The organism is Mesomycoplasma molare (assembly GCF_024918955.1).
In the GTDB taxonomy this organism is placed as follows: Bacteria; Bacillota_I; Bacilli_A; order Mycoplasmatales; family Metamycoplasmataceae; genus Mesomycoplasma_A; species Mesomycoplasma_A molare.
In genome coordinates this window covers 39,429-62,809 of the sequence record NZ_CP103423.1, presented here as the reverse complement: position 1 = coordinate 62,809, position 23,381 = coordinate 39,429, and the positions used below count along the sequence as shown (strand labels likewise).

At 24.7% G+C, this 23,381-nt stretch carries 20 protein-coding genes and 1 rRNA gene; 7 read left to right on the top strand and 14 right to left on the bottom strand.

The window, feature by feature from the left end; translation table 4 throughout:
• Window positions 1–21: 21 nt before the first annotated feature.
• Entirely contained in the window at window positions 22–2,088 is a 2,067-nt protein-coding gene (ftsH, locus tag NX772_RS00320; RefSeq protein WP_259429381.1) for an ATP-dependent zinc metalloprotease FtsH, read from the bottom strand.
• 110 nt (window positions 2,089–2,198) lie between these two features.
• On the opposite strand from ftsH, the gene rrf reads away from it, so the two are divergent.
• From rrf to NX772_RS00295, 5 genes are all read left to right on the top strand, one after another.
• Window positions 2,199–2,304: ribosomal RNA gene (gene rrf, locus NX772_RS00315) — 5S ribosomal RNA — on the top strand.
• 35 nt (window positions 2,305–2,339) lie between these two features.
• Complete coding sequence (gene whiA, locus NX772_RS00310) at window positions 2,340–3,185, top strand: DNA-binding protein WhiA (protein WP_027123352.1); 846 nt, start codon at window positions 2,340–2,342, stop codon at window positions 3,183–3,185.
• A gap of 266 nt (window positions 3,186–3,451) precedes the next feature.
• On the top strand, window positions 3,452–4,948 hold the full coding sequence (locus NX772_RS00305) for an APC family permease (RefSeq protein WP_027123351.1): 1,497 nt from the start codon (window positions 3,452–3,454) through the stop codon (window positions 4,946–4,948).
• A gap of 277 nt (window positions 4,949–5,225) precedes the next feature.
• Window positions 5,226–5,702: a transposase family protein gene (locus NX772_RS00300; protein ID WP_465223512.1), complete on the top strand. Its 477-nt coding sequence runs from the start codon at window positions 5,226–5,228 to the stop codon at window positions 5,700–5,702.
• A 72-nt stretch (window positions 5,703–5,774) separates the two neighbouring features.
• Window positions 5,775–6,026, top strand: a complete 252-nt coding sequence (locus NX772_RS00295) for an IS30 family transposase (RefSeq protein ID WP_259429367.1) — start codon at window positions 5,775–5,777, stop codon at window positions 6,024–6,026.
• Window positions 6,027–6,351: 325 nt separating this feature from the next.
• Here NX772_RS00295 and NX772_RS00290 read toward each other — a convergent pair whose 3' ends face one another.
• The 6 genes from NX772_RS00290 to NX772_RS00265 all read right to left on the bottom strand — a co-directional run bounded on the left by NX772_RS00290 (window position 6,352) and on the right by NX772_RS00265 (window position 14,459).
• On the bottom strand, window positions 6,352–7,209 hold the full coding sequence (locus NX772_RS00290; RefSeq protein WP_036450189.1) for a bifunctional 5,10-methylenetetrahydrofolate dehydrogenase/5,10-methenyltetrahydrofolate cyclohydrolase: 858 nt from the start codon (window positions 7,207–7,209) through the stop codon (window positions 6,352–6,354).
• 23 nt (window positions 7,210–7,232) lie between these two features.
• Entirely contained in the window at window positions 7,233–7,409 is a 177-nt protein-coding gene (locus NX772_RS00285) for a DUF2188 domain-containing protein (RefSeq protein ID WP_084477572.1), read from the bottom strand.
• Window positions 7,410–7,416: 7 nt separating this feature from the next.
• Window positions 7,417–9,894: a valine--tRNA ligase gene (locus NX772_RS00280; protein WP_027123349.1), complete on the bottom strand. Its 2,478-nt coding sequence runs from the start codon at window positions 9,892–9,894 to the stop codon at window positions 7,417–7,419.
• A gap of 37 nt (window positions 9,895–9,931) precedes the next feature.
• A complete protein-coding gene (locus tag NX772_RS00275; RefSeq protein WP_027123348.1) occupies window positions 9,932–12,172 on the bottom strand; it encodes a hypothetical protein in 2,241 nt (746 codons plus the stop codon).
• An 8-nt stretch (window positions 12,173–12,180) separates the two neighbouring features.
• Window positions 12,181–13,140 carry a hypothetical protein gene (locus tag NX772_RS00270; RefSeq protein ID WP_027123347.1) on the bottom strand — a complete coding sequence of 320 codons (960 nt, stop codon included), beginning with the start codon at window positions 13,138–13,140 and terminating at the stop codon, window positions 12,181–12,183.
• Between the two features lie 101 nt (window positions 13,141–13,241).
• Complete coding sequence (locus NX772_RS00265) at window positions 13,242–14,459, bottom strand: formate/nitrite transporter family protein (RefSeq protein ID WP_027123346.1); 1,218 nt, start codon at window positions 14,457–14,459, stop codon at window positions 13,242–13,244.
• Window positions 14,460–14,589: 130 nt separating this feature from the next.
• Between NX772_RS00265 and rpmE the strand changes: the two genes are divergently transcribed.
• Window positions 14,590–14,808: a 50S ribosomal protein L31 gene (gene rpmE / locus NX772_RS00260; protein ID WP_027123345.1), complete on the top strand. Its 219-nt coding sequence runs from the start codon at window positions 14,590–14,592 to the stop codon at window positions 14,806–14,808.
• A 46-nt stretch (window positions 14,809–14,854) separates the two neighbouring features.
• Entirely contained in the window at window positions 14,855–15,181 is a 327-nt protein-coding gene (locus tag NX772_RS00255; RefSeq protein ID WP_027123344.1) for a MazG nucleotide pyrophosphohydrolase domain-containing protein, read from the top strand.
• Window positions 15,182–15,556: 375 nt separating this feature from the next.
• Here the strand turns inward: NX772_RS00255 and NX772_RS00250 are convergent, their stop codons facing one another.
• From NX772_RS00250 to ileS, 7 genes are all read right to left on the bottom strand, one after another.
• The gene (locus NX772_RS00250) at window positions 15,557–15,997 is read right to left on the bottom strand and encodes a hypothetical protein (protein WP_027123343.1); all 441 of its coding nucleotides are present in this window, start codon (window positions 15,995–15,997) and stop codon (window positions 15,557–15,559) included.
• 334 nt (window positions 15,998–16,331) lie between these two features.
• Entirely contained in the window at window positions 16,332–16,577 is a 246-nt protein-coding gene (rpoE, locus tag NX772_RS00245; protein ID WP_036450186.1) for a DNA-directed RNA polymerase subunit delta, read from the bottom strand.
• A 1-nt stretch (window position 16,578) separates the two neighbouring features.
• Complete coding sequence (argS, locus tag NX772_RS00240; protein ID WP_027123341.1) at window positions 16,579–18,183, bottom strand: arginine--tRNA ligase; 1,605 nt, start codon at window positions 18,181–18,183, stop codon at window positions 16,579–16,581.
• 1 nt (window position 18,184) lies between these two features.
• A complete protein-coding gene (locus NX772_RS00235; RefSeq protein WP_051542165.1) occupies window positions 18,185–18,862 on the bottom strand; it encodes a nucleotide exchange factor GrpE in 678 nt (225 codons plus the stop codon).
• A 15-nt stretch (window positions 18,863–18,877) separates the two neighbouring features.
• Window positions 18,878–19,867 carry a heat-inducible transcriptional repressor HrcA gene (gene hrcA, locus NX772_RS00230; RefSeq protein WP_027123340.1) on the bottom strand — a complete coding sequence of 330 codons (990 nt, stop codon included), beginning with the start codon at window positions 19,865–19,867 and terminating at the stop codon, window positions 18,878–18,880.
• Window positions 19,868–19,946: 79 nt separating this feature from the next.
• Window positions 19,947–20,537 carry a signal peptidase II gene (locus NX772_RS00225; RefSeq protein WP_036450184.1) on the bottom strand — a complete coding sequence of 197 codons (591 nt, stop codon included), beginning with the start codon at window positions 20,535–20,537 and terminating at the stop codon, window positions 19,947–19,949.
• Complete coding sequence (ileS, locus tag NX772_RS00220) at window positions 20,524–23,190, bottom strand: isoleucine--tRNA ligase (RefSeq protein ID WP_027123339.1); 2,667 nt, start codon at window positions 23,188–23,190, stop codon at window positions 20,524–20,526. The genes NX772_RS00225 and ileS overlap by 14 nt, the downstream gene beginning before the upstream one ends.
• Between the last annotated feature and the right edge of the window lie 191 nt (window positions 23,191–23,381).

Here is a 23,381-nt window from a genome sequence, read left to right as displayed (position 1 = left end):
TCATAGTGTTTTTATGTATGATTATTTTTCTAAACTGTCTTTAGTTTCTGCAACTTCTTCTTCTATTAATTTATTAATATCAATTTCTTTAGAATTAACAATTTCTTCATTTTCTTTTCTAACTGGTAATTTCATATGTTTAGCAATATATTCAATTTCTTCCGCAACTATTGTTTCGTTTTCCAATAATGATTCTTTTATTAATTCTAATAATTCTTTATTGTTAGAAATTACATTTTTAGCTTGCTCATAAGCTTCAGAAATAATTTTTCTTACTTCTAGATCTATTTCATGTCCAACTTTGTGAGAGAATGACATATTTTTTGCATAATCTCTTCCTAAGAAAGGAGAGCCTGTATTTTCTTCATATTGAATAGGTCCTAAACTTGACATACCGAATTCTGTAACCATTCTTCTAGCAATTTTGGTTGCTTTTTCTATATCGTTTGCAGCACCTGTAGAAATTTCTTTTTCTCCATAAATTAATTCTTCAGCAACTCTCCCTCCCATAAATGAGGCGATAGTTGCTAATAATTCTGATTTAGTTGCATTATATTTTTCTTGTTCAGGTAGCATTAAATTATATCCGCCTGCATTACCTCTAGGAATAATTGTAATTTTTTGAACTTTATTTCCACCAGGTATTTTTATACCAACTACAGCATGTCCCGCTTCATGGTATGCAACCATAATTCTTTCTTCTTCTGTTATAGTTCTATGCTTTTTAGCTGGACCGCTCATAACTCTATCAATAGCTTCATCAATTTGTACTGAAGTAATGACTTCAGTTTTTTCTCTAACAGAAAGAATAGAAGCTTCATTAATAACATTTTCTAATTGAGCTCCTGAAAAACCAGGAGTTCTTTTTGCTATATTTTTAAAATCAATTGAACTTTGTACTCTTTTCCCTCTAGCGTGTAGTCTAAGAATTTCTTCTCTTTCTCTAACATCAGGATAACCTACTGTAATAGTTCTATCAAAACGACCTGGTCTTTGAAGTGCAGGATCTAATACATCAGTTCTATTTGTTGCTGCAATAACTAAGATACCACTGTTGTCAACTATTCCATCCATTTCTACTAATAGTTGATTTAATGTTTGTTCTCTTTCGTCGTTTCCACCACCAATACCAGATCCTCTAGAACGACCTACAGCATCTAATTCATCAATAAATATGATAGCCGGAGCTTCTTTTCTAGCTTCTTTAAAAAGCTCTCTTACTCTTTTGGCCCCCATACCAACATATAATTCAACAAAATTAGAAGCTGAAATAAAGAAGAAAGGAACATTAGCTTCACCAGCAGTAGCTTTAGCAATTAAAGTTTTTCCTGTTCCTGGAGGACCTCCTAAAAGGATTCCTTTAGGTATTCTAGCTCCTGCCGCTTCATAACGTTTAGGATCTTTTAAATAATCAACTAATTCCATTACTTCTTCTTTAACTTCTCTATTACCAGCTATATCACTGAATTTTTTATCTGAAGTAATTTTAGTTGCTTGACTATTTAAATTAGGACCGCCAAATATTCCTCCACCATTTCCTGATCCTCTTGTACTTCTATAAAGGAAATAAAGCAATAATAATGGAAATCCAACAGAAACTAATAAAGGAATAAACCCAAATATTCTTGAAAATAAACTTGGTTGTGGTATACCAGCACTTTCATATCCTGTTTCTATTCTGTTATTTTTAATAAAATTTAAAATTTCAGAATCATCAGTAATCATCGCCTTTTTTATAACTTCAAAATAGGTTAATTGACTTTCAGGAAATAGTGCTATCCCCCCATTAATTTTATTTGCTATAGTAGGAGAAATATTAACTAAATAATTTTGAACAAAAAATCCTCCTCTTGCATTTTTATCAATTTCTTGAAATCTTAAAACTCATTCAGTTTCACTAATCGTAAACTTGGAAATAAATTTATTATCAGATTCATTAATATAGTATTCTGCTAATTTTTTTTCAAAATCACTTAAACTAATAATTTTTACTTGATTACCTATATTTGACCAAAGTATTCAAACAAGTAAACCAACAAGTAAAAATATTAAAAATACTACTAAATTTTTTCTTTTTAAAAATTGCATTTATACCCTTTCTATAAATATTATTTTTATTAATTTAATATTTCTTAATTATATAACTATTTTTTTAAAAAAAAATATTTTACATTTTTAAATTTTATGGTAATATATATACAAGCGACCATAGCAAAGGGGATCACCTGATACCATTCCGAACTCAGTAGTTAAGACCTTTTACGCCGAAGATACCAGAGATGGGAAAATAGGGAGTTGCTGCTTTTTTTATGCTTTTTTTTAAAAATAAAGGAGAATAAATGTCATTTAGTCATGATGTAAAATTAGAAATATTAAATAAAAAAAGAAAAGAAAAGCAGTTTTTAAACTTTATAAAGGGCTTAGTTTTTTGTAATTGTAAAATTAATGAAAAAAAAGAAGAATTAATAATAAAAATTAATAAAGAAGACATTTCTTTAAACATAAAAGAAAAACTTAGTAAATTTAATATTAAATATTATCGTTCTCCTAAAAATAAAAATTGAATAGTAATTCTCAAAAACAGTATTGATTTAAGTTTTCAAATAGAAGATCCTATTCATTTTTTTGCTGGTTCTTTTGTGGGTGGCGGAACTATTTCAGACATTAATTCAACTTCATATAATTTGCAAATAAGTTTTTTTGAAAAAGAAGTAGGTGAACTTCTTTTAGAAAAATTAAATGTTCATTTTTCTTTTTCTCAAATTAAAAGAAACGATAAATATTTTCTTTATGAAAAAAAGGGGGAAAATATTTTAAATTTTCTTAATGCTATAGGTGCTCTTAAAAGTTTTACTCTTTTTTTTGATCAAAAAAATATTAGAGATATTGAAAACAATGCAAATCGTTTAGCTAATTTAGATATACACAATCAACAAAGATTAGTAGAAGCCGCACAAAGAGATATCGCAAATTTTAGTTTTTTAAAAGCAAATAATTTGTTAGATAAATTGAATGAAGATCAAATAACTTTTTTTGAAATTAGAACAAAAGATCCTTTATTAAATTTAAATGAAATATCTGATATTTTAAAAGATAAATATCAAATTATTAAGACTAAAAGCGGGCTTAATCATTGATCAATCAAACTAAATAAATTAATAGAAAAATACAAAAAAATAGATTAGCCAAAATAGTTTTATAACTTATTTATAAAAATATTATATAATATTGGCAGTTATATAAAACTTAAGTTAGGAGAAATTATGAAAAATAATAAAAATATTTTTTCAATGTTTAGAAGAAACAGAATTGTTTTTTTAACAATGATTTTTCATAATTTAACTTAAGTAGAGGAAAAGTAAATATTTTTGCATATATAAACTCTTGAACTCTTACTTTTTTTATCAATAAAAGTAAGAGTTTTTATTTTATATAACTAAAAAGGAGGACTATGTCGGAGAGAAAAATTAAAAAAATAGGTTTTTTTGTTTCTTTAATGATTTTAGTTGGTTCTGTTGTTGGAATTGGAATTTTCTTTAAAAATAGTTCAATTGCAAAGGCTACTAACAACAACGGAATTGCGTGATTATTAGCATGAATAATAGGAGGACTTATTTCTATTGGTGCTGCTTTAAGTTTTGCAGAAATTGGTAGTTTTAATAAAACTAGATTAGCTGGTTTATCTAGTTGAGCTTATAAAGTAAACGGAATTAAAGCCGGATATTCAGTTTCTTTACTTTATTCATTCTTTTATTATGGAATTTTAGTTAGTGTATTAGGGATATTTGGTTCAGAAATATTTTTCTTCTTTTTAAGCCAAGTTGCTAATTTTAAATTAACAGACATTCCGTTTTGAGTAATAGTTGTTGTTGGTTTAATAGTATCTATTCTCTTTTTTGTTTTAAATCACATTTCTCTAAAAGTTAGTGGTTATTTACAAACTTTTGTAACAATAGTAAAATTTTTACCATTAATTGTTGCAGTTGTAGCCGGTATTTTTGCAATCGGAACTCACAATAATGGTGGAAGAAATGCTTTTGAATACTTAGAAAAATCTCCATTTGGGTTTAAAGGTATTATTATTGCATTACCTGCGGTATTATTTTCATATGATGCTTTTCTGGTTTCTGGCTCTATAAGAAACAAGATGAAAAATCCTTCTAAGAATTTACCTTTAGTAATATTAGTAGGTATGGCTTCAATTGTTATTCTATACACTTTAATAGCTGTATCATCTATTTTACACCAAGCAGGATTAGTATGAAATTTATTACAGGATTCTTTACCTAAATCTACTTCTAGTTATATCGTTCCAATAGTTGTGTTTTTCATTTTAATATCAACATTAGGAATAATAAATGGTTTAAGTGTTGGGTTTATACAAGAGATTGGAAATTCCGTTGATTTAAAAATTTACTTTGGTTCTAAAGCTTTAGTTAATAAATTTGGTAAGTTTAAAACAGAATTAATCTACACCTTTATATTCTTTGCATTTTGAGCTATATTAATTTTAGTTCCAGCGATTTATTACAATAGTGATTCAGTAATTGATGGAGTGACAAATTTTCCTACCTTATTCTTTTTTGTAGTTTATGCTTATGTAATTGGAGCATATGCCCTAAAAAGAAAAGATTTTAAAGAAACAAAGAAAATTAATAGCATTTTATTTTATGGAGCCGCAATAATATCAATTTTAGGAATCATCGTCAGTGAAGTAGTTTATTTATATTTAATTATCGAAGACTTATCTAATAGTAATTTCTCTACTTCATGAGGATTATTTTATTCTGATGGTAAAGAAATTTATAATTGAGTATCTTTCTTTATGTATTCACTACTTCTTTCCTTCTGTATTGGTATTGTTTTTGCAAATTTCTACTTGGAAAAACTTGTTTTCAAGAGAAATATATTAGACGATATGGCATTAGAAATTGAAAATATAAAATAATAAAAACGATCTAACTGATCGTTTCCCTGAATGCAAAATCAAGTGCACCACTATAATGTAAAATTAAAAAGTGGTTGCACTTGATTTTTTAAATAAAAAAACTACTCTATAAAAATTTAAGACAACATACTTTTTATTGAAAGGACCATATGAATTATAATACAACAAAGCATTATTCCCATTTAAATGCTGAAAAAGATTTTTAATAGAGAAATTGTTTTATAAAAAATATTCAATTAGACAAATTGCTAATTTTCTTAATATCAATCATTCAACAGTGTCAAGAGAATTGAAAAGAAATTCAAATTTTTACGGATTTTACGATCATTTGATAGCAAATGAAAAAGCTAAAATAAGACATAAACATAAAAGATTGTTTTTCTTTTCTCAAATGGATGATTATAAAGAATTTAGTAAACTTATTAAAGACAATTTTAACAAAGCAACATGCGGAATAAAAATGACTTACAACTTAATAAAAGAAGGAGTCAAAAACATTAAAATCCCTTCACTAAGGACTGTTTTTAATTGGATTAATACAGGAAAATGAGTATTAACTAATAAAGATAGATTAAGAAAGCACTATACAAAAGGCGGAAAAAGAAAAAATAATGTTATTGAAAGACTTGTACAATCAAATTATGTTTTTCCTATTTGAGCTAGACCAAAACATATTGATTTAAGAGAAACATTTGGGCATTGAGAGGGTGATTTAGTTATAGGTAAAAATCCGCAGGGCATTCTAGTCTTTTAACTTTAGTTGAGAGAAAAGCAGATTAGGAATAATTGTGAAAGTATCAAGTAAAAATCCTTTTACATTAATAAAGTGCTTTATGAAAGAATAAATACACTAGAATTACCTGTTGAAAGTATTACTTTTGATAATGGAATTGAATTTAATGCGGTTGGAATATTAGCGAAAAAATTAGGAATTAAAATTTATAAAGCCGATAAATACGCTTCTTTTCAAAGAGGAACCAATGAAAATTTTAACGGAATTGTAAGAAGGGTTTATAAGAAAGGAACTGACTTTAATAAAGTTTCTAGAGAAGAAATATTAAATCTTGAAAAAGAATAAATTTTATGAATAGAGACATACTAGAAGGAAAATGCGCTTTTGACGTATATGAAGAAGAAATAGAAAAATTAAACAAATATTAATTAAAACTATTAAAAATTACGAGATTATTACAAGAAAATAATGAAAGGGTCGAAAAATTTCGCCCCATAATTTTTATTAACTTCATTAATAAAAACCGCTTTACAAGCGGAATTAAAAGAAGGGGATATCCCCCCTTCACCCCCTTAATAGTAAGTAGGGGTATAAAATATTATAAATTGTAGTACAATGTTTTTATAATAAAAACTACTGGTGCACTTCAATTTGCATTTTAGGAAACGATCTAACTGATCGTTTTTTTTGTTCTAATTTTTGCATCGTATAAATTATAAAATAAAGCTATAACAGTCATCGGGCCAACTCCTCCAGGTACCGGAGAAATAGCTGATACTTTATGTTTAACACTTTCAAAATCTACATCACCTGTTATTTTATTATTGGTTAACGAATTGATTCCGACATCTATTATTGTTGCATTTTCTTTTACATCTTTAGTTTTAACTAAATTAGCCTCTCCCGCTGCCACTACTAAAACATCCGCTTCGTTTGAACCAAAGATTCCTGTGTTTTTATTAAAACTTTTTACAATTCCGCCTTTTTTATTTAATAAAAATTTTGTAGGTTTGCCTACTAAATTTGATTCACCTATAACAAAAGTTTTTTTATTAGCAATTGGAATATTATAATAATCCAAAAGCATAATAATTCCTCTAGCAGTTGCAGGAGAAAAAGCACTTTCTTCTTTAAAATTGTAGAAATTAAATTGGTTAAGTTCTGAAAGGCCGTCAATATCTTTTTCAATAGGAACTATATTTAAAATTTCTTGACTATTTATGTGCTCTGGTAAGGGTAATTGCACTATAATTCCATCACAAGAAAGAGCTTCATTTTGGACTATTGTTTTTAAATCTTCTTGAGATATAGAAGCATCTAATTTAACTAATATAGCTTCTATACCTAATTCTTTTGCTTTTTTAATTTTATTATTAATATACTTATTAGAAGCTGCAAGGTCTCCCACTTGAATAATTTTAAAAATAGTAGGTTCATTTAAACTAATAAAGAGATTTTTTAGTAATTCAGAATAGTGTTTAGAAGCTTCTATACCACTTAATATTTTGTATTTGTTTTTTTCTTTCATTTTTAATAAAAAAGAAAAGGTAATTATCCTTTTCTGAATTTTCCATCTTTCCCTTGAATCATAACTGAAGTTGTTTCTTTTAATTTTTTAGCATAATCAATAGCTTCTTTTTGTGTTTTAAAAATTTTTGTTGCTCTTTCAGCGTTTGCGTTTTTGACAGCTCAACCTTCGTTGTGATTTACTACGTATTTTATCATCATAACTCCTTTAGTTTAATTTCTCTTTATATAATTTTAATTTCTCTTTATATAATTTTAATTTTTTTTCTTCATTTTCAACTTTTTCTTTTGGCGCTTTAGAAATAAAATTTTGGTTTTTTAGCATATTTTCTGCTCTTTGAATTTCAAATTCAATTGTTTTAATTTCGTTTCTAATTCTTTCTTTTTCTTTGTTTTGATGCTCTATTGATAAATTAATATATATTTCAAAATTATCTGTTTTTAATAATGAAACATTGTTTTCTTCAACTTTTGCATTACACATATTATTTATCATAGAAATTGATTTTTCATCAAAATTAGAATTAGATATGTAATAACCAATTATTTCTTTTTTAGAAATATTATATTTTTCTCTGTATTGTCTTATGTTTTTTACTACTTCAATAACATTATCAATATAATCAATATCTTTATATTTTTTTATTTTTATATTATCATTTTCTAATAGTTCACTGTTAAATAATTTTTCAAATAAATAATCTGTTAAGAACGGGATAAATGGATGTAGTATAACTAAAAGTTTTTTAATAAGCTCTAAAGCAAAAGTTTTATTAGGTTCTGTTTTTGATAATTCTATGTATCATGAAGATAAATCTTCAAAAATAAATTTATGAATAGATTTATATATTAAAGTAAAATCATATTTTTTCATAAATTTATCTATGTTTTTGTTCAATACATATAGCTTATTAGATATTCACTTATCTTTATCACTTATTTTTGTTTTTTGAACATTTTCTAATTCGTAAATATATTTAATTATATTTCATAATTTATTATTTAAAATTCAAGCAGAATCTAACTTATCATTAGAAAATTTAATATCTTGCCCTGGCGTAGAATTAAAAATTAAAGCTTCTCTTAAAATATCTGTACCATGAGTTTCAATTACATCCATTGGGTCTATACCATTACCTAATGATTTAGACATTTTTTGCCCTTTTTCATCTCTTATTAAACCATGAAGTAATACCTGATCAAAAGGCTTGTCTTTCATTATGTCTAAACTGAAAAAATACATTCTAGCTACTCAAAAGAAAATAATATCTCATCCAGTTACTAATAAAGAAGTTGGGAAATATTTTTGAATTTTTTCTTCTGATTGTGGTCATCCTAAAAAAACAAAAGGAGCCAGACCTGAAGAGAACCATGTATCTAAAACATCTTCATCTTGTGTTCAACCAGCACCGGGAGAATCGATTTGAACCTTCATTTCTCCATCTTTATATCAAGCAGGAATTCTATGTCCTCATCAAAGTTGCCTTGATATAGTTCAATCATATACATTTTCTATTCATCTTTTTATAACTTTGTTAAAACGACTAGGATAAAATTTTACTGCATCTTTTGTTTTTAAATGATCTAATAATAATTTCGATAAATCATCCATTTTAACAAATCATTGTTTAGACATAATTATTTCAACAACTTCGTTACTTCTTTCTGAATATCCTACATTAGAAACTATGTCTTCTATTTTAAAAATTAAATCTTCTTTTAAAAGTTTTTCCGCTATTTTTTCTCTAGCTTCAAAACGGTTTAAACCTTTAAATTCTAAAGCCAATTCATTCATAGTCCCGTTTAAATTTATTGATTCTTTAATTTCTAAATTATTTTTTTGAATAATGTCTATATCCGCCATGGCATGTGCGGAAACTTTCATAACTCCAGAACCAAATTTTTTATCAATATAAGAATCGGTTATTATAGGTAATTTCTCTTTAGTAAAAGGGTGGATTACATGCTTTCCTATAATATTTTGATATCTTTTATCATTAGGGTGTACTGCTAAAGCAACATCTGATGCTATTGTTTCGATTCTAGTGGTTGCAACTATTAAAAAATCTTTTTGGTTTTCAAAATAGTATTTTAAATAATACATTTTTTGTTGTGTGGGTTTATTAATTATTTCAATATTAGATAAAGCTGTTTGTTGTTTAGGATCTCAATTTATTGCTTTGTATCCTTTATAAATTAGTCCTCTATTGTAAAAATCGACAAATATTTTCAATACAGCTTCATTTGCTTTTTTGTCTAAGGTAAATCGTTCATTAGTATAGTCTAAAGCTAATCCTAATTTATCTCATTGCTTTTTGATAATAGAATAATATTCATCTTTTCATTTTCAAACTTCTTTTAAGAATTTTTCTCTACCTAAAGTGTGTCTAGTTTGATTTTGTTTTCTTAAAAGTTCTTCTACTTTAGTTTGAGTAGCAATTCCAGCATGATCTACTGCTGGTAAAAATAAAACATCATATCCTTTTAGTTTTTTATATCTAATAACAGTGTCCTGAATATAACCATCTCATGCATGTCCTAAATGTAATTTACCTGTAACATTTGGCGGTGGCAAAATAATGGTGAATGGCTTTTTATTATTATCGTGTGAAGAAAAAAAACCTTTTTTTATTCACTTTTTATTTCTATTTTTTTCTATCTCTTTATGATTAAAATTCTTATCCATTTTTTCCTTATCTTTTATTAATTTTATATAAAAATATCTATTTTATATTAAATTCATCAGTTAAATCAATAATAACGGTGTCTTCTAGATCTATGTTATAGTTGTATTCTTTTTGTGTTTTTTGATTATTTTTTCTAGAATTTATTACTTCAGACAGTTTTAAATCAGAATCATAAATATAAACATCAGAATGGTTTATTTTTGTATTTTTTCTAGAAAAATATATTTCTTCATATTCAAATGGCGAAATTTTATCTAAAAGACTCAAATTAAAACTTTTAGATTCCATAAAGTTTTGAGCATATAAACTTTCAAATTCTCTATTTTTATTACCAAAAGTAGATTCAATAATTTTACCTTTTTCTATAAAAATAAAATTGTTTATCTCTTGACTTTCTAAATGATTATTTGAAAAAATTAATAAACTGGTATTTTTATCTTTGTTTCTAACTAATTCATCAATATATTCGCTTCCAAATATGGTTTTATTTAAATTAACCAAAACAATTTCAGGAGAATATAACTTTAATTTTCCAATATCTATTTTTATTTTATCACTTTCTTTTAAATCAGAAAATGGAATTCAAAGTTTATTGACATCTATTTTAATATTTTTTAAAAAATTAAATAATTCATTTTTAATGATCACATTTTGTATTATTTTATTGTCTTCAAAATTTTTAGTATACACAAAAGAAAGTGGATGATAAATAGCATAAGCATGTCTGGCTAAGAGCATCAAACTTTTAATTTTATTTTGTTTTTCTTTGGTGATTTTAAATTTTTTAGCATATTTCTTTTTTAATAGCTTAAAAATAAATTTATCAAGTCGAGTTACTTTAATAATATTTTGTATTATTATTTCTTCTAATTTATTATTATTCTGAGTTTTTAAATCAATAATTTCTGTTAATGATTTTATGTTCTTATCTTTTTCTCATATATAGTTTGCTTGTTTTTCTCAATAAATATCTATTTTTTTATGCTTATCTACCTCATCTAATGACTTTGATCCTTCTATTTTAGTTTTTTGTTTTTCTGCTAATTCAGCTTTTAATATTAATATTTCTTCTTGAATTTCCTTTTTTCTTTTTTCATTTAGAATTCTTAACTTATTCAAAGTAAATTTTTTCTCGTGGAATTGTTCAATTTTTAATAATTGATTATTTCATTGTATTTTTTTATTTCTTTTGAAGTCAAAAAAAACATCATTGAAAAATTCTGTTTCAAAATCTTTTATTGTTTGATAAAAACCTTTTATATAGCTGAATGTAAGATATTTAAAATCTTTTTTATTTTTTTTAAATAAAGAATAAGTTTTTTTTCTTATTCATAAGAGTATTTTAGCTTTTAAAACGTTGTCTTTATTTTTAGATTTAAAAGCGATTTTTAATTCTTTTTTTACTTCTTTTATTTTTAGTTTTAAAGATTTACAAACTAAAGTATAAAAGCCGTCTTTTCAAAAACCATATTTAAATAATTTTTCTTTTTCATTTAATTGTTGAGAGAGGTTTTTATATTCTTTTTTAATAGTTTCTAGGTGTAAGTTAAACTCAGAAGTATTTTCAAAATTCTTAACTTCATTTTCAGCTATTTCTAATTCTTTTTTTAAATTTTGCAGTTGTCCTTCTTGTTTTCTGAATTTTTCCTGGTATTTTAAATAAACTTTATATTTTTCTATTTCATAAAATGTTATGTTATTTAAACTTAAGTTTAACATTTTTATTCTTTTATCAATATAATCATCTATTAGTTCAATTTGAATTTTATTCTTATTAAATTCTGAATATAATTTTTCATAGTTAATGCTATTAAAAAAATTTTGAAATATTAATATTTGATGTTCATATAACTTAGTTGAAAACTTTTCCTCTTCTTCTTTTATATAAAAATGATATTCTTCACTCACTTCTTTTCAATCTTTTCTAAAATCATTCATTAATTTATAATTGAATTCATTTGTTTCCAAAGACCTTTTCATTACTTCAAAAAGAGGTTTTTCAAAATAATATTTTTTATTTTTATTAGAAAAAATATTTAACACCTTTTCAGGTATCCAAAAATCAGAATTTTTTTTCTTTAAAAAACTTTTACCTATTTTAATAACCCCAGAATATTTTTTATTTTTAAAAATTAGTAAATCAACGAAAGTAAAATGTAATTCAGGATCAGAAGAAAAAATCAAAACATCTTCTCCTCTATTAATGTCTAAAGAAATGTTTTTTAATTTATTTTTAAAATTAACGTCCAACAAAGAAAGTATTTTATTTTTTTCCATATATTTTCCTAGTAGTGATTTTTATTTTTATTTTTAACTATTGGTAATATAACCAAACTAGTTAAATATATAACAAATAAATTAATTCATATCTTAATTGGAGAGATTAAAAAGTGTGAAATTAGGGCTACTTCAAAAGTGGGGAATGTTGCAGATTGAACATCACCTAAAGATAAAATTACACTAGCTACAGGTTCTAAAATTGCTGAAAAAGCTATAATTGGAACCATCGTTACAAAACGCTCTTTTTCTTTAAAGAATTTTAAAAATCTTGCTACTGTAATAAAAATAAGCATTGTTCCATTTCCTGAAAGCATTAAAATTAAAAAAGAAATTTTATTTTTAATAAATTTAGAATTTTTAAAAGTTTCATCAGGAGATAAAAACACTATTGTACAAACTATAGTAGCTACAAGTATAATAACTATTCAACAAAAAATCAACATAGAAGTTAATAAGGTTTTTTCTCTTGTTTCTTTATTTAATCTATTAATTTTTCATGATATAAATTTAATTTTTTTATCAATTTTTTTTCTTTTATTGTCTGTAGCCGAAAGAGATTCTAAAGATAAAATAAATTTTTCTAGTTGTAAACTATACTCTTCTAATTTAATTTTTATTTTCTTTTGAATATAGTTATCATTTAATTGAACTTTAATAAAATTGAAAAAAATTCACGATATAACGCCCGGAATAAATCCTGTTATTGATAAAGCTATTGTGTAATAAATTGAATATGTACTTGGAACAAATTGGAATGAAATTAAATCAGACAAAAATCCTGTTAAAAAACCTATTATGGGTCCAAATATAAAACCGGTTATTTTTATTGGTAAACCTATAATGGAAAATCTTAGATTAGGTAATATAGCTAAAGGAAAAAATCTAATTCCCAATAAGAGCATTATTGTAGAAATAGACATAAATACAGCAACAAAAGATATGGTTTTTGCGTTGATTTTTTTCATATTTAAATTTTACCATTTTATTTTTTTTAGAATAATAAATCCCACTTCATTTTGTTTGTTGTATTTAAACAACTTGAAGTGGGATTTTATAGTTCAATAACTTATTTTTTATTTTTATTTTTAATTTTACTAATTATTTTATCGAATCATAATTCTTTTTTAAGTTCTTTTTTAATTTCTTCTCTTTGTTTTTGTTTTAGGTTTATATATGCTATTTTTTCTGCTTCATGTATATCATCTACATGTGTATTTTGAATTACTTCTTTTATTTCATTTTCCATTATTATTTCAGAATCAATAGTTCCGTATTTATCTACTTTAAATTTAACAACAGCTCAATAAGATACAGGCAGAACTATAGCGCCAGAAAATCAATTACCCACTAAAGCAGGTAATGCATTAACAAAAAATGCTTTCAATGTTCAATCAAATGAGTAAGCAGGTAATTTATGTGATGAATTGATGTTAATAATATTATATAAAGAATCTTTATATCCGAATGACATACTTTCAAATGTAGGTTTAGATGCTTTAGTAAAATCTATAATTCTTGATTCTAAATAATCTGAAGTTATAATTCCTCCATCAATTGCTTGTTGTGATCAAGAAATTATTTCTTCATGTGTTTTAAAATATTGAATATATTCTACATCTGCAAATAATCAACCAAAGGCAAAAATTATTAAATTAGCTATAACATGATGGAATCCTGTTACAGTAAATAATCAAATGAAAAAGAAAATTATAAAAATTTTCCCAATAGCGCCTCTTGTTGCTAGTGTTGATCAAACAGTTCCCGCTACAATTAAATTAGAAAACATTGAAGAAAATAAAATTTCATATCAATAACTAGAAACTTTTTTAGTTATTAAATATTCAATAACTCTTAATTGTTCTCCCTTAAAAGCACTAGCTCCTCTTAAAACCGCAGCAGCTATTAATGCTCCTACTAAGTTTCCTAAAAAAACTATTCCTAGATTTCTAAAAACTTTATATAAACGAGCTTTTTTATCAAATACAGCAAGCATTGCTAAAGTATCAGAGGTAAATAATGAACCTCCTAGAATAGTTATCATCATTAACCCCACAGGGAAAATTAAAGACGCAACAAAAAGAGCACTACCTGTTAAATGAAATTCTCCTGTTCTTAATAGTTCATCATTACCATATCAAGATAAAATATAAATATATGCTACATAAGCTATTGCAACATAAATTGAAGCTAACATACCCATTAAAAATATTTTTCATCAAATTAGTTTTGTTTTTTGATAGCCATAATCTAAAGCATTAGTAAAGTTACTTTTATAATCGTGCATTTCTCCTCTTTTTTATTTAATTTTGATTTTAAAAAAACAAAATATGATAATATTATATTACTAATTAATTATTATTTAATTAAAATAGATAAAAATATGGAATTATAATTAATCCATGTGAAAGGAAAAAATGAAAAAAGATATTCATCCAGAATACCAAACTGTTAAATCTGTTTGTTCAACTTGTTCAACAGAATTTACATTTGGTTCTACTGTTTCAAAATTTTCTGTTGATGTTTGTTCAGGATGCCATTCATTTTACACAGGTGATAAATCTATGGCAAGAGCAACCGGAAGAATTGAAAGATTTAATAGAATGGCTGCTTTCGCTAAAAATCTTAAAAAATAATGTTTTAAACAGGTTCGCCTGTTTTTTATTTTTAATAAAGGAAAAGATGAAAAAAGAATTAACAATAAAACAATTGCAAGAATATTTATATGAAATTTATAAAAATAAAGCAAATAATGTAAGAATGCTAACTAAATTAACAGAAGAAGTAGGAGAAGTAGCTGAAGCTATTGCTATTAAAGAAGGCTGAAAACAGAATAAGCAAAATGTTTCATTAGAAGAAGAATTAGCAGACATTATTCATTACACTGTTGCTTTAGCTAGTATAAACAATATAAATCTTAGCGAAGTTATAATTCGTAAAGACAAAGAAGCTGCTAAAAGATATGAACACGAGTATAATTTAGAAGAATTTATTAAAAAAAATAAATAATAAAACCTATAGGCCGCTATAGGATATTTTGTGTAAATTATCTTTTTGCTAACATAAAATGTTAGAAATTTGAGAATAACAACACCAATATAATAGTTAAATTATAACAAAAAAAACAAACACACAGCATAATTAAATACAAAGTAGTTTCTTATATAATGTGAGTGTGTTTGCTTTTTTATTATTTATTAAAAAATAGAAAAAGAAGATATCAATAACTTTCTTTTTCTATTAAATAGACAAATAAATTACAAAATACCAAACATGTTAATAAAAAAGTTAAAACAATATAAACTAATATTTTTTAATTTCTTTTTATTTTCCATATATATTTATTATTAAAAAGTATCTGAATTAAATTTAATACTTATAAAATTATTCGGTAAAAGCTTCAAAAGTAAGATCTTTAGCTTCCGTAATATATGCTAATTGTAAGTCTATTTTTTTATTATTTTCTTTTCTTATCTCTTCGTTTTGCTTTTGAATTTGTTTTTTCTTATTCTTGTAATTTATTAGAGTAAAAATATAAACAAAAATTAAAATAGGAAATAAAAGAATAGCTAAAATAAGAGGGAACTTAATTAAATTAAGAACAGGTAATTCTTTTTCATCTTCTAATTTTATACTTCTATATTTAGCTTCTATTTGTTTTATTTCTTGATATTTTTTTATATTTGTATCTCTTTGAAATGATAAACTAACTAAATCTTCTCCTCTTTGAACTCTATCCTTTAAAATTCAACCAAAAGATGTATAAACTTCGATTTCTTTTTGTTCTAGTAAACTTCTAGTATTTTCAATTTTGTATTCTAACATTTGATTTTTCTACTTTCTTTCTTTTTTTTAAAAATTTAATAATTTTATGTATATTATATATATATATATATTCCAAACAAAAAGCCGAATAAAATCTGTTTTTTATTAGAATTTAGTGAAATTTGTGTTTTTATTCTCAAATTTCTAACATTTTATGTTAGAAAAAAGATAATTTATACAAAATATCCTATAGTACCTAAACAGTAACCTATATTATTTTATAGAAAAATTTTATTTAAAAAATCAAGTATATCACTCTTTGTTCTTATTTTACAGTGCTATACTTGATTTTCCATTCAAATTAATTAATCAATATCAAATCCACATTTAATTTTTAGTATTTTTTTAATGTTCATCTTCCGTCGTTAAGTCTTTTGAAGTTGCTATCTACTGTTAAAAGTCTATAAAGTTCTCCTCTTTTTTTAACTAATAGATTTTCTATAGCATTTTCTTCATTTGCATTTAGAGAAACATTTCATTTTTCTTGAAGTTTCTCTTGAATGTGAGAAAATATTTTTTCAAACTCCATTTCTCTTTCTTTTTCGAGTATTTCTTTTGCTAATACAATCATTGTTTTCATTTTACATCCTTTCTGGAGCAGAAACCCCAATTAAATCTAATCCATTTTTTAATACTATTTTAGTTGCTTTCACTAAAGCGATTAAACTTTCTTCTCTTTCTTCTCCTATTATTTTAGAGTTAGAATAAAAAGAATTAAAGTCTTTTGCTAATCTTATTAAGTATTCGGGCAATAAATGAATTTTATAATTTACACTTATTTTTTTTATTAATTCAGGAAAATCTTTTAGTGTATTTACTAATTTTGTTTCATTTTCATTAATAAAACTTTTAGCACTAAATGTTTTAAAATGGGTTTTTGCTAGCAATTGATTCGCTCTAGCATAAGCATATTGAATCATAAATACTGGATTTTTTTGGCTTGATTCTAACGCTAATTTTACATCGAAGTCTAATCCTGAATTTTCACTTCTATCTATCATGAAAAATCTGGCTGCATCTTTTCCGACTAATTCGATTAATTCTCTAGCTGTAAAAGTTACACCTTTTCTTTTTGACATTTTTAACTCAGTTCCATCTTTCATTAGACGAACTATCTGACAAGTTAAAACCTTAAATTGTTTTTTCGAATCAAAACCTAACTGATCTATTGCGATTTCCATTCTTTTAATATACCCAATGTGGTCTGCACCCCAAACATTTATTAATTTGTCCACACCATTATCTGCTAACATTTTTTCATTATGATAAGCAATATCTGGTAAAAAATAAGTATAGCTACCATCTTTTTTTATTAAAACCCTATCCTTATCATCACCATAATCACTAGTTTTTAATCAAAGAGCACCATCTTTGTTATAAGTATTTTTTAACTTTAATAAAGCATTATCGATTTTTTTATTTTTGTATAACGTTTTTTCACTAAAGAATTTGTCAAAAGTTATTCCAAATAAAGACAAATCTCTTTTTATTTGTCCTAACATAATAGATACTGAAGCTTTTTTGAAAAAATCTTTTACTTTTTTATCATTTAAATCAGAGTTTACAAATTTATCTTTAAATAATTTAATTATTACATGGGCAGCTCACTTAACATCTGCTCCTACGTAAGAATTTTCCGGCATTGGATATTTTTTACCAAAATGTTGCTGATATCTTGCAAAAACTGATTCTGCCAATATATCAATTTGATTACCTGCATCATTTACATAATATTCTTTTATTACTTTATTACCAGCAAAAGAAAGAATATTAGCTAATGTAGCTCCTAAAGCTGCTCCTCTGGCGTGTCCTAAATGTAAAAAACCTGTAGGATTTACTGAAACAAATTCTAAGTTTATTTTTTGATTTTGTTCAAGTTGTCCATATTTATTTTCAAGATTTAAAATCTTATTTGTTTCATCAACAAAAAAAGTATTTTTAACGAAAAAATTAATAAATCCAGGTTTAGCTATAACTATATTAGATATAAAATATTTTTCTTTATCTATTTTATTAACTATTAATTCAGCTATTTCCATAGGAGTTAAGTTTAATTCTTTTTTAAGAGTCATAGCTAAATTTGTAGAATAGTCACCAAAATCTTTCGATTTAGTTAATACTACATTTTTAGAAACTTTTAATTCTTTCAGTACTTCTTCTAATGCTTCTATAATTTTATTTTGCATGCTATTTTCCCACTATAACCGAAGCTGGTTTTACAACTCTATCATATAATTTATAACCATTACTTTTAATAGAAACTATTTTGTCTTTTAATTGACTATTTTCTTCTGTTTCAAATACTTCATGAAGTTCTGGATTATAGTTTTCTCCAACAAAAGGTTCTATTTTTTGGATTCCAAAATCGGAAAATATTAATTCCATTTGTTTTAATAACATACTAAAACCTTTTACATAGTTTTGCACGGCTGAATTATCTTGTTTTTCTCCCGCTTGAATAGCTAATTCTAAATTTTTTAAAGGTATTAAGAAAGATTCAAAAAACTTTTGGATTCCATATTTTTTTATATTTGTTAATTCCAATTCAAATTTTGAAGAAGTTTCATCTTTATGCTTTTGAATTTCTTCTTTAGCTTTATTTTGTAATTCTAAAGCTTTGGTTCTTAATTCTTCATTATTTTTTTCAATTTCCATTTTTAGTTTTGCTATTTCTAGCTCTAATAATGTAATTTTAATTTTTTGTTTTTCTGAAAGAGAAACGTTTTCCTCTTTTTTATTGTTTTTTTTATTAATATTTCTTTTATTTTTTTTATTTTTAAAATTATTATTTTTAGGTTTATTAGTTTCTTTATTTTGATTTTCAGTACTATTATTGCTGTTGTTATTATTATTTTTTTCTTCCATTTAAAATCTCCTTTACTATTTTTCTTGTTTAAGAAATTTTTCCAATAGATCTAAAGCACTTAAAACTTTTGAATAATCTAGTCTAGTTGTTGCTCCAACTACACTTATTTCTTTGCTAATATTTTGATTTTCAACTTTTTTAGAAATAAAAACAGCTTCATCCGACTCTATTTTTATTTTTATATTTTTATCTTCATCTAATTTATTTTCAATAGTTTCTCAAATAGATTTTTTTTCAATTAAATCTAAAATTTGACTAAGTTTTTCTCTTGATATTTCTCTAGATAAAATCAAATTATTTTTATTATATATTTTTGATTCATAGTTGGTTTTAAAATTAAAAATATTTTGCATAAATGTTTTTAAAACATTATCTAAATTTTTTATTTCTTTTGCTAAAATCGGAACTAAAATTTCTACTATTTTTTGGATTTCGTTTAACGCAACATTAATTAATCTTTCTTTAAAAATTCTTATCGCTACTTTAATATCTTCTTTTTCTACCTCATTAGAAAAAGAAACTATTTTATTTTCTACTCTACCTAAAGAAGTAACTAATACAATTACACCAGAATAATTATCTATTATAGTGAATTGAATTGATCTTAATTTTTCTGCACTTCTTAAATCTGATGTAACTACCGTAATTCCAGCAACTTCTGAAATTAATTTAGCTGCTTCTTCTATTGTTTTATCAATAGAAATTCTTCTTTTAGCGAAAATGTCATTCATTTTTGCTTCTAGATCATTGTCGGTTGTATCTACTAAATAACTTGCATAATACTCATATGCTTTTAAAGTAGGAATTCTTCCACTAGAAACGTGCGATTTTTCTAAAAAACCGTCTTTTTCTAGCTCTGCCATTATGCTTCTAATAGTAGAAGAAGAGACTTGTAAATTATATTTTTCCTTTAACGCTTCAGAACCAATAGGTTCTCCATTTTCAATATAACTTTCAATTATGTGCTTTAAATAAGATTTCTTTTTGGCGCTATTATGATCCATAAAAAAATTATATTCTAAAATGTTTTTTTTAATAAAAAATAATCAAAAAAATAAAAAATAAGATTATGAAAAAATAATCCTATTCTTTGTGTTCTTTGTTATTTTTCTTTTTTAAAATATAACTTTCTATAAAGCTTGTATATAAGATGATTAAAGCCCCTCCTATAGATCCTAGAACTATTAAAACATCAGCAAAATTAAATGTTCCATTATCATATCAAGGTATATAAAAAACATCTTTTACTCCGTTTTCGTAAAGAAAACGATCTAACATATTCCCGAATGTTCCAGACCATAAAAAGGCTAAGATAATTATAGTTAATTTTCTTTTAGAAAAAATCATAAAATAAGGTAATACAAGAACAATTATTAAACTAAATAGATGAATAAAGAAAAAACCAATATATTTATTTATACCCGAAGTAACTCCAATATGTAATAGGGGGCGAAAACCTATAATTTTAAAATCTAATATAACATTTCTTTCTTTTCAATTGGAAAATACAGTAAATTCTTTATGATCAAAAATTAAATTTTTTGTTAATTGATCTATTAAAACAAAAGTTAAAATTAAAGAAAAAGAAATAATACTATTTAACAATAATTTCTTTTTCGGAAAGTTTTTTAAATGATTTAGTCACTGAAAAAAATGTTTTTTAACTTCATTCATTTTTTAATACCTCATCACATCTTAAACAAAGCTCTCCTTTTATATCTTTGTTTTCAAAATGATTTCAGCATCTTTGACATTTAATAGAATCAAAAACTTCGACTTTTGTAACGTCAGAAAATTCTACAGATCCTACCATCAATAGTTTTACTAAATTTAAGCTTTTTATGAAATTACTTTCTGTTTTTAAATAAAGTTTTGCTTCATTTTGTCTTTTTATTTTTCCAGATTTAATTTCATCTTCAATTAATTTATAAACTTGATCTTTTAATTCAAAAAATTCTTTTCATTCATTAATTAATGATTCATTATATTCTTCTTCTTTTAAAAAGTCTTCTAAATGAACGGAAATTTGTTTGTTTTCTTTGTTTATGAAAGAATAGGCTTCTTCTGTAGTTGTTGGAATAATAGGCGCTAGAGCAATTAACAATAAATTTGCCAAATTATAAAGATTTGTTTGAATCATTAATCTTTCTAGAGAAGTCTTACTATCAGCATATAAAGAATCCTTTGTGATTGATAAATAAAAGCTTGAGAATTCAATAATAAAATTATTAATTTCTTTAACAACTGAAATAAATTTGTGATTATTATAGTTTTTTATTATATTGTTATTTAATTTTTTAATTTCTTCTGCCATAAAAGCGTGTACACCTGTTAGGGCTATTTTTTGTGAAGAATTAAAATCAGAAATATTACCTAACAGAAATCTTAATGTATTTCTAATTTTTCTATATATTTCTATATTTTGATCAAATATTTTTTTAGAGTAGGAAATATCGTCTGAATATTCACTATTAGCTATTCAAAGTCTTAAAACATCCGCTCCATGTTTCTCTATTAGTTCAATTGGTTCTACACCATTTCCTAAAGATTTCGACATTTTTTGACCTTTTTCATCAACTATAAATCCATGTGATAACAATTCTTTATAAGGAGCTACTCCTCTATATGCAACAGAGTTAATTAATGAAGAATTAAATCACCCTCTATATTGATCTGATCCTTCAAAATAAAGATCAAAAGGTTTTTCCACACCCTCTATTTCAACACCAATTGAAGTAGAACCTGAATCAAATCAAACGTCCATTATGTCTTTTTCTCTTGTTCAACCTTTATTTCTATATTTTTCAGGCAATAATTCATCTGTTTCTTTTTCAAATCAAATGTCACTACCAAATTTTTCAATCAAATTAATAACATGATTAAATAATTCTTCTTTAATGACAGGTTCATTATTTTCATCATAAAAAATAGTTATTGGCACACCCCAAGCTCTTTGTCTAGAGATGGTTCACTCTTCTCTATTTTCTATCATTTTAATTAAACGTTTTTTAGCTCAATCATGATGAAATTTAACACCTTCGATGGCTTTTAAAATATCTTTTTTAATTTTATCAATAGAAACAAATCATTGTGGGGTACCTCTAAAAATAATAGGTTTTTTTGTCCTTCAGTCGTGTGGATATGAGTGTTTTATAAATTGAAGTTTTAAAAGTTCTTTTTGTGAATCTAAAAATAACCCTATTTCTTTATTAGAATCCTCATAAAATAATCCCTCGAATTTATCTGCTTCTTTGTTTAAAGTTCCATCATCGTTTACATGCATTATAAAGTCTAATTTTTCTTTTTTACCAATTAAAAAGTCATCTTCCCCAAATAATGGAGCCATATGTACAAGTCCTGTACCTGTCCCTATTTCTACGTGGTGTCCTAAAACAACTTTTCCTATTTTATCTTTTTTTATTGGTCTTATGTATTCTGAATTTATTAAATGTTCACCTGTTTTAACTTCTAAAATTTCTACATTTTCTCATTGGAATAAAGTTGTAAGTGATTCTAAAAGTTCTTTAGCTACCACATATATTTGGTTATTAACTTTAACTCTAGAATATTCTATTTTTTCTCCAACAGCAACTCCAGAGTTAGCAATTAATGTTCATGGAGTAGTTGTTCATATTACAAGATTATCTCCGCTTTGTAAAAACGAATTACCTTTAGAAACTTTAAAAGTTACATAAATCGAAGGAGATCTATGTTCTGCATATTCTACTTCAGCTTCTGCCAAAGCTGTTTGACTTGAAGGAGATCAATAGACCGGTTTTAGTCCCTTTCTTAAAAGTCCATTTAAAGCCATTTTTTTTAATAGTTCTATTTGTTTAGCTTCAAAATATGGTGTTAAAGTTTTATATATTTCTTTAAAATCACTAACTAATTGTAATTTTTTTAATTGTTCTTTTTGATTTTCAATTTGAGATAAAGCATATTTATACGATTCTTTTCTTAATTCTAAAATTGAAAAATCTTTGTGATTTTTATTTAAGTTTTGTAACATTTTTAATTCAATAGGTAAGCCATGTGTATCTCAACCATTTACCATAGGTGAATAAAAACCACTCATATTTTTAAATCTAACTATTATATCTTTAATAACTTTATTTAGTGCATGTCCTAAATGAATATTACCATTTGCATATGGTGGACCATCATGTAGAACATATTGCTTTTTCCCTTTGTTTTTATTTATTAATTTTTGATAAATTTCGTTTTTTAATCAATAATCTCTGTATTTTTCTTCTTTTTCTACTAAATTTGCCTTCATTTCAAAATCTGTTTTAGGCATATTTAAAGTATCTTTATATTGTTTTTCCATATATTACTCCTATTTTAAAAGAAAAATAAAAATCTGTATCCAAGGACTAACGTACCACCTTAGATCAGATTCTTCGTTTTAAATTCTTTTCGTGAATTAACCGCCTTGATAGGTCTCAGAAGTGATATTCTAAAGCATCCAGATTAACTTTCACCAACCGTTAATTCTCTTATTTCTGTCAAACTTTGAAC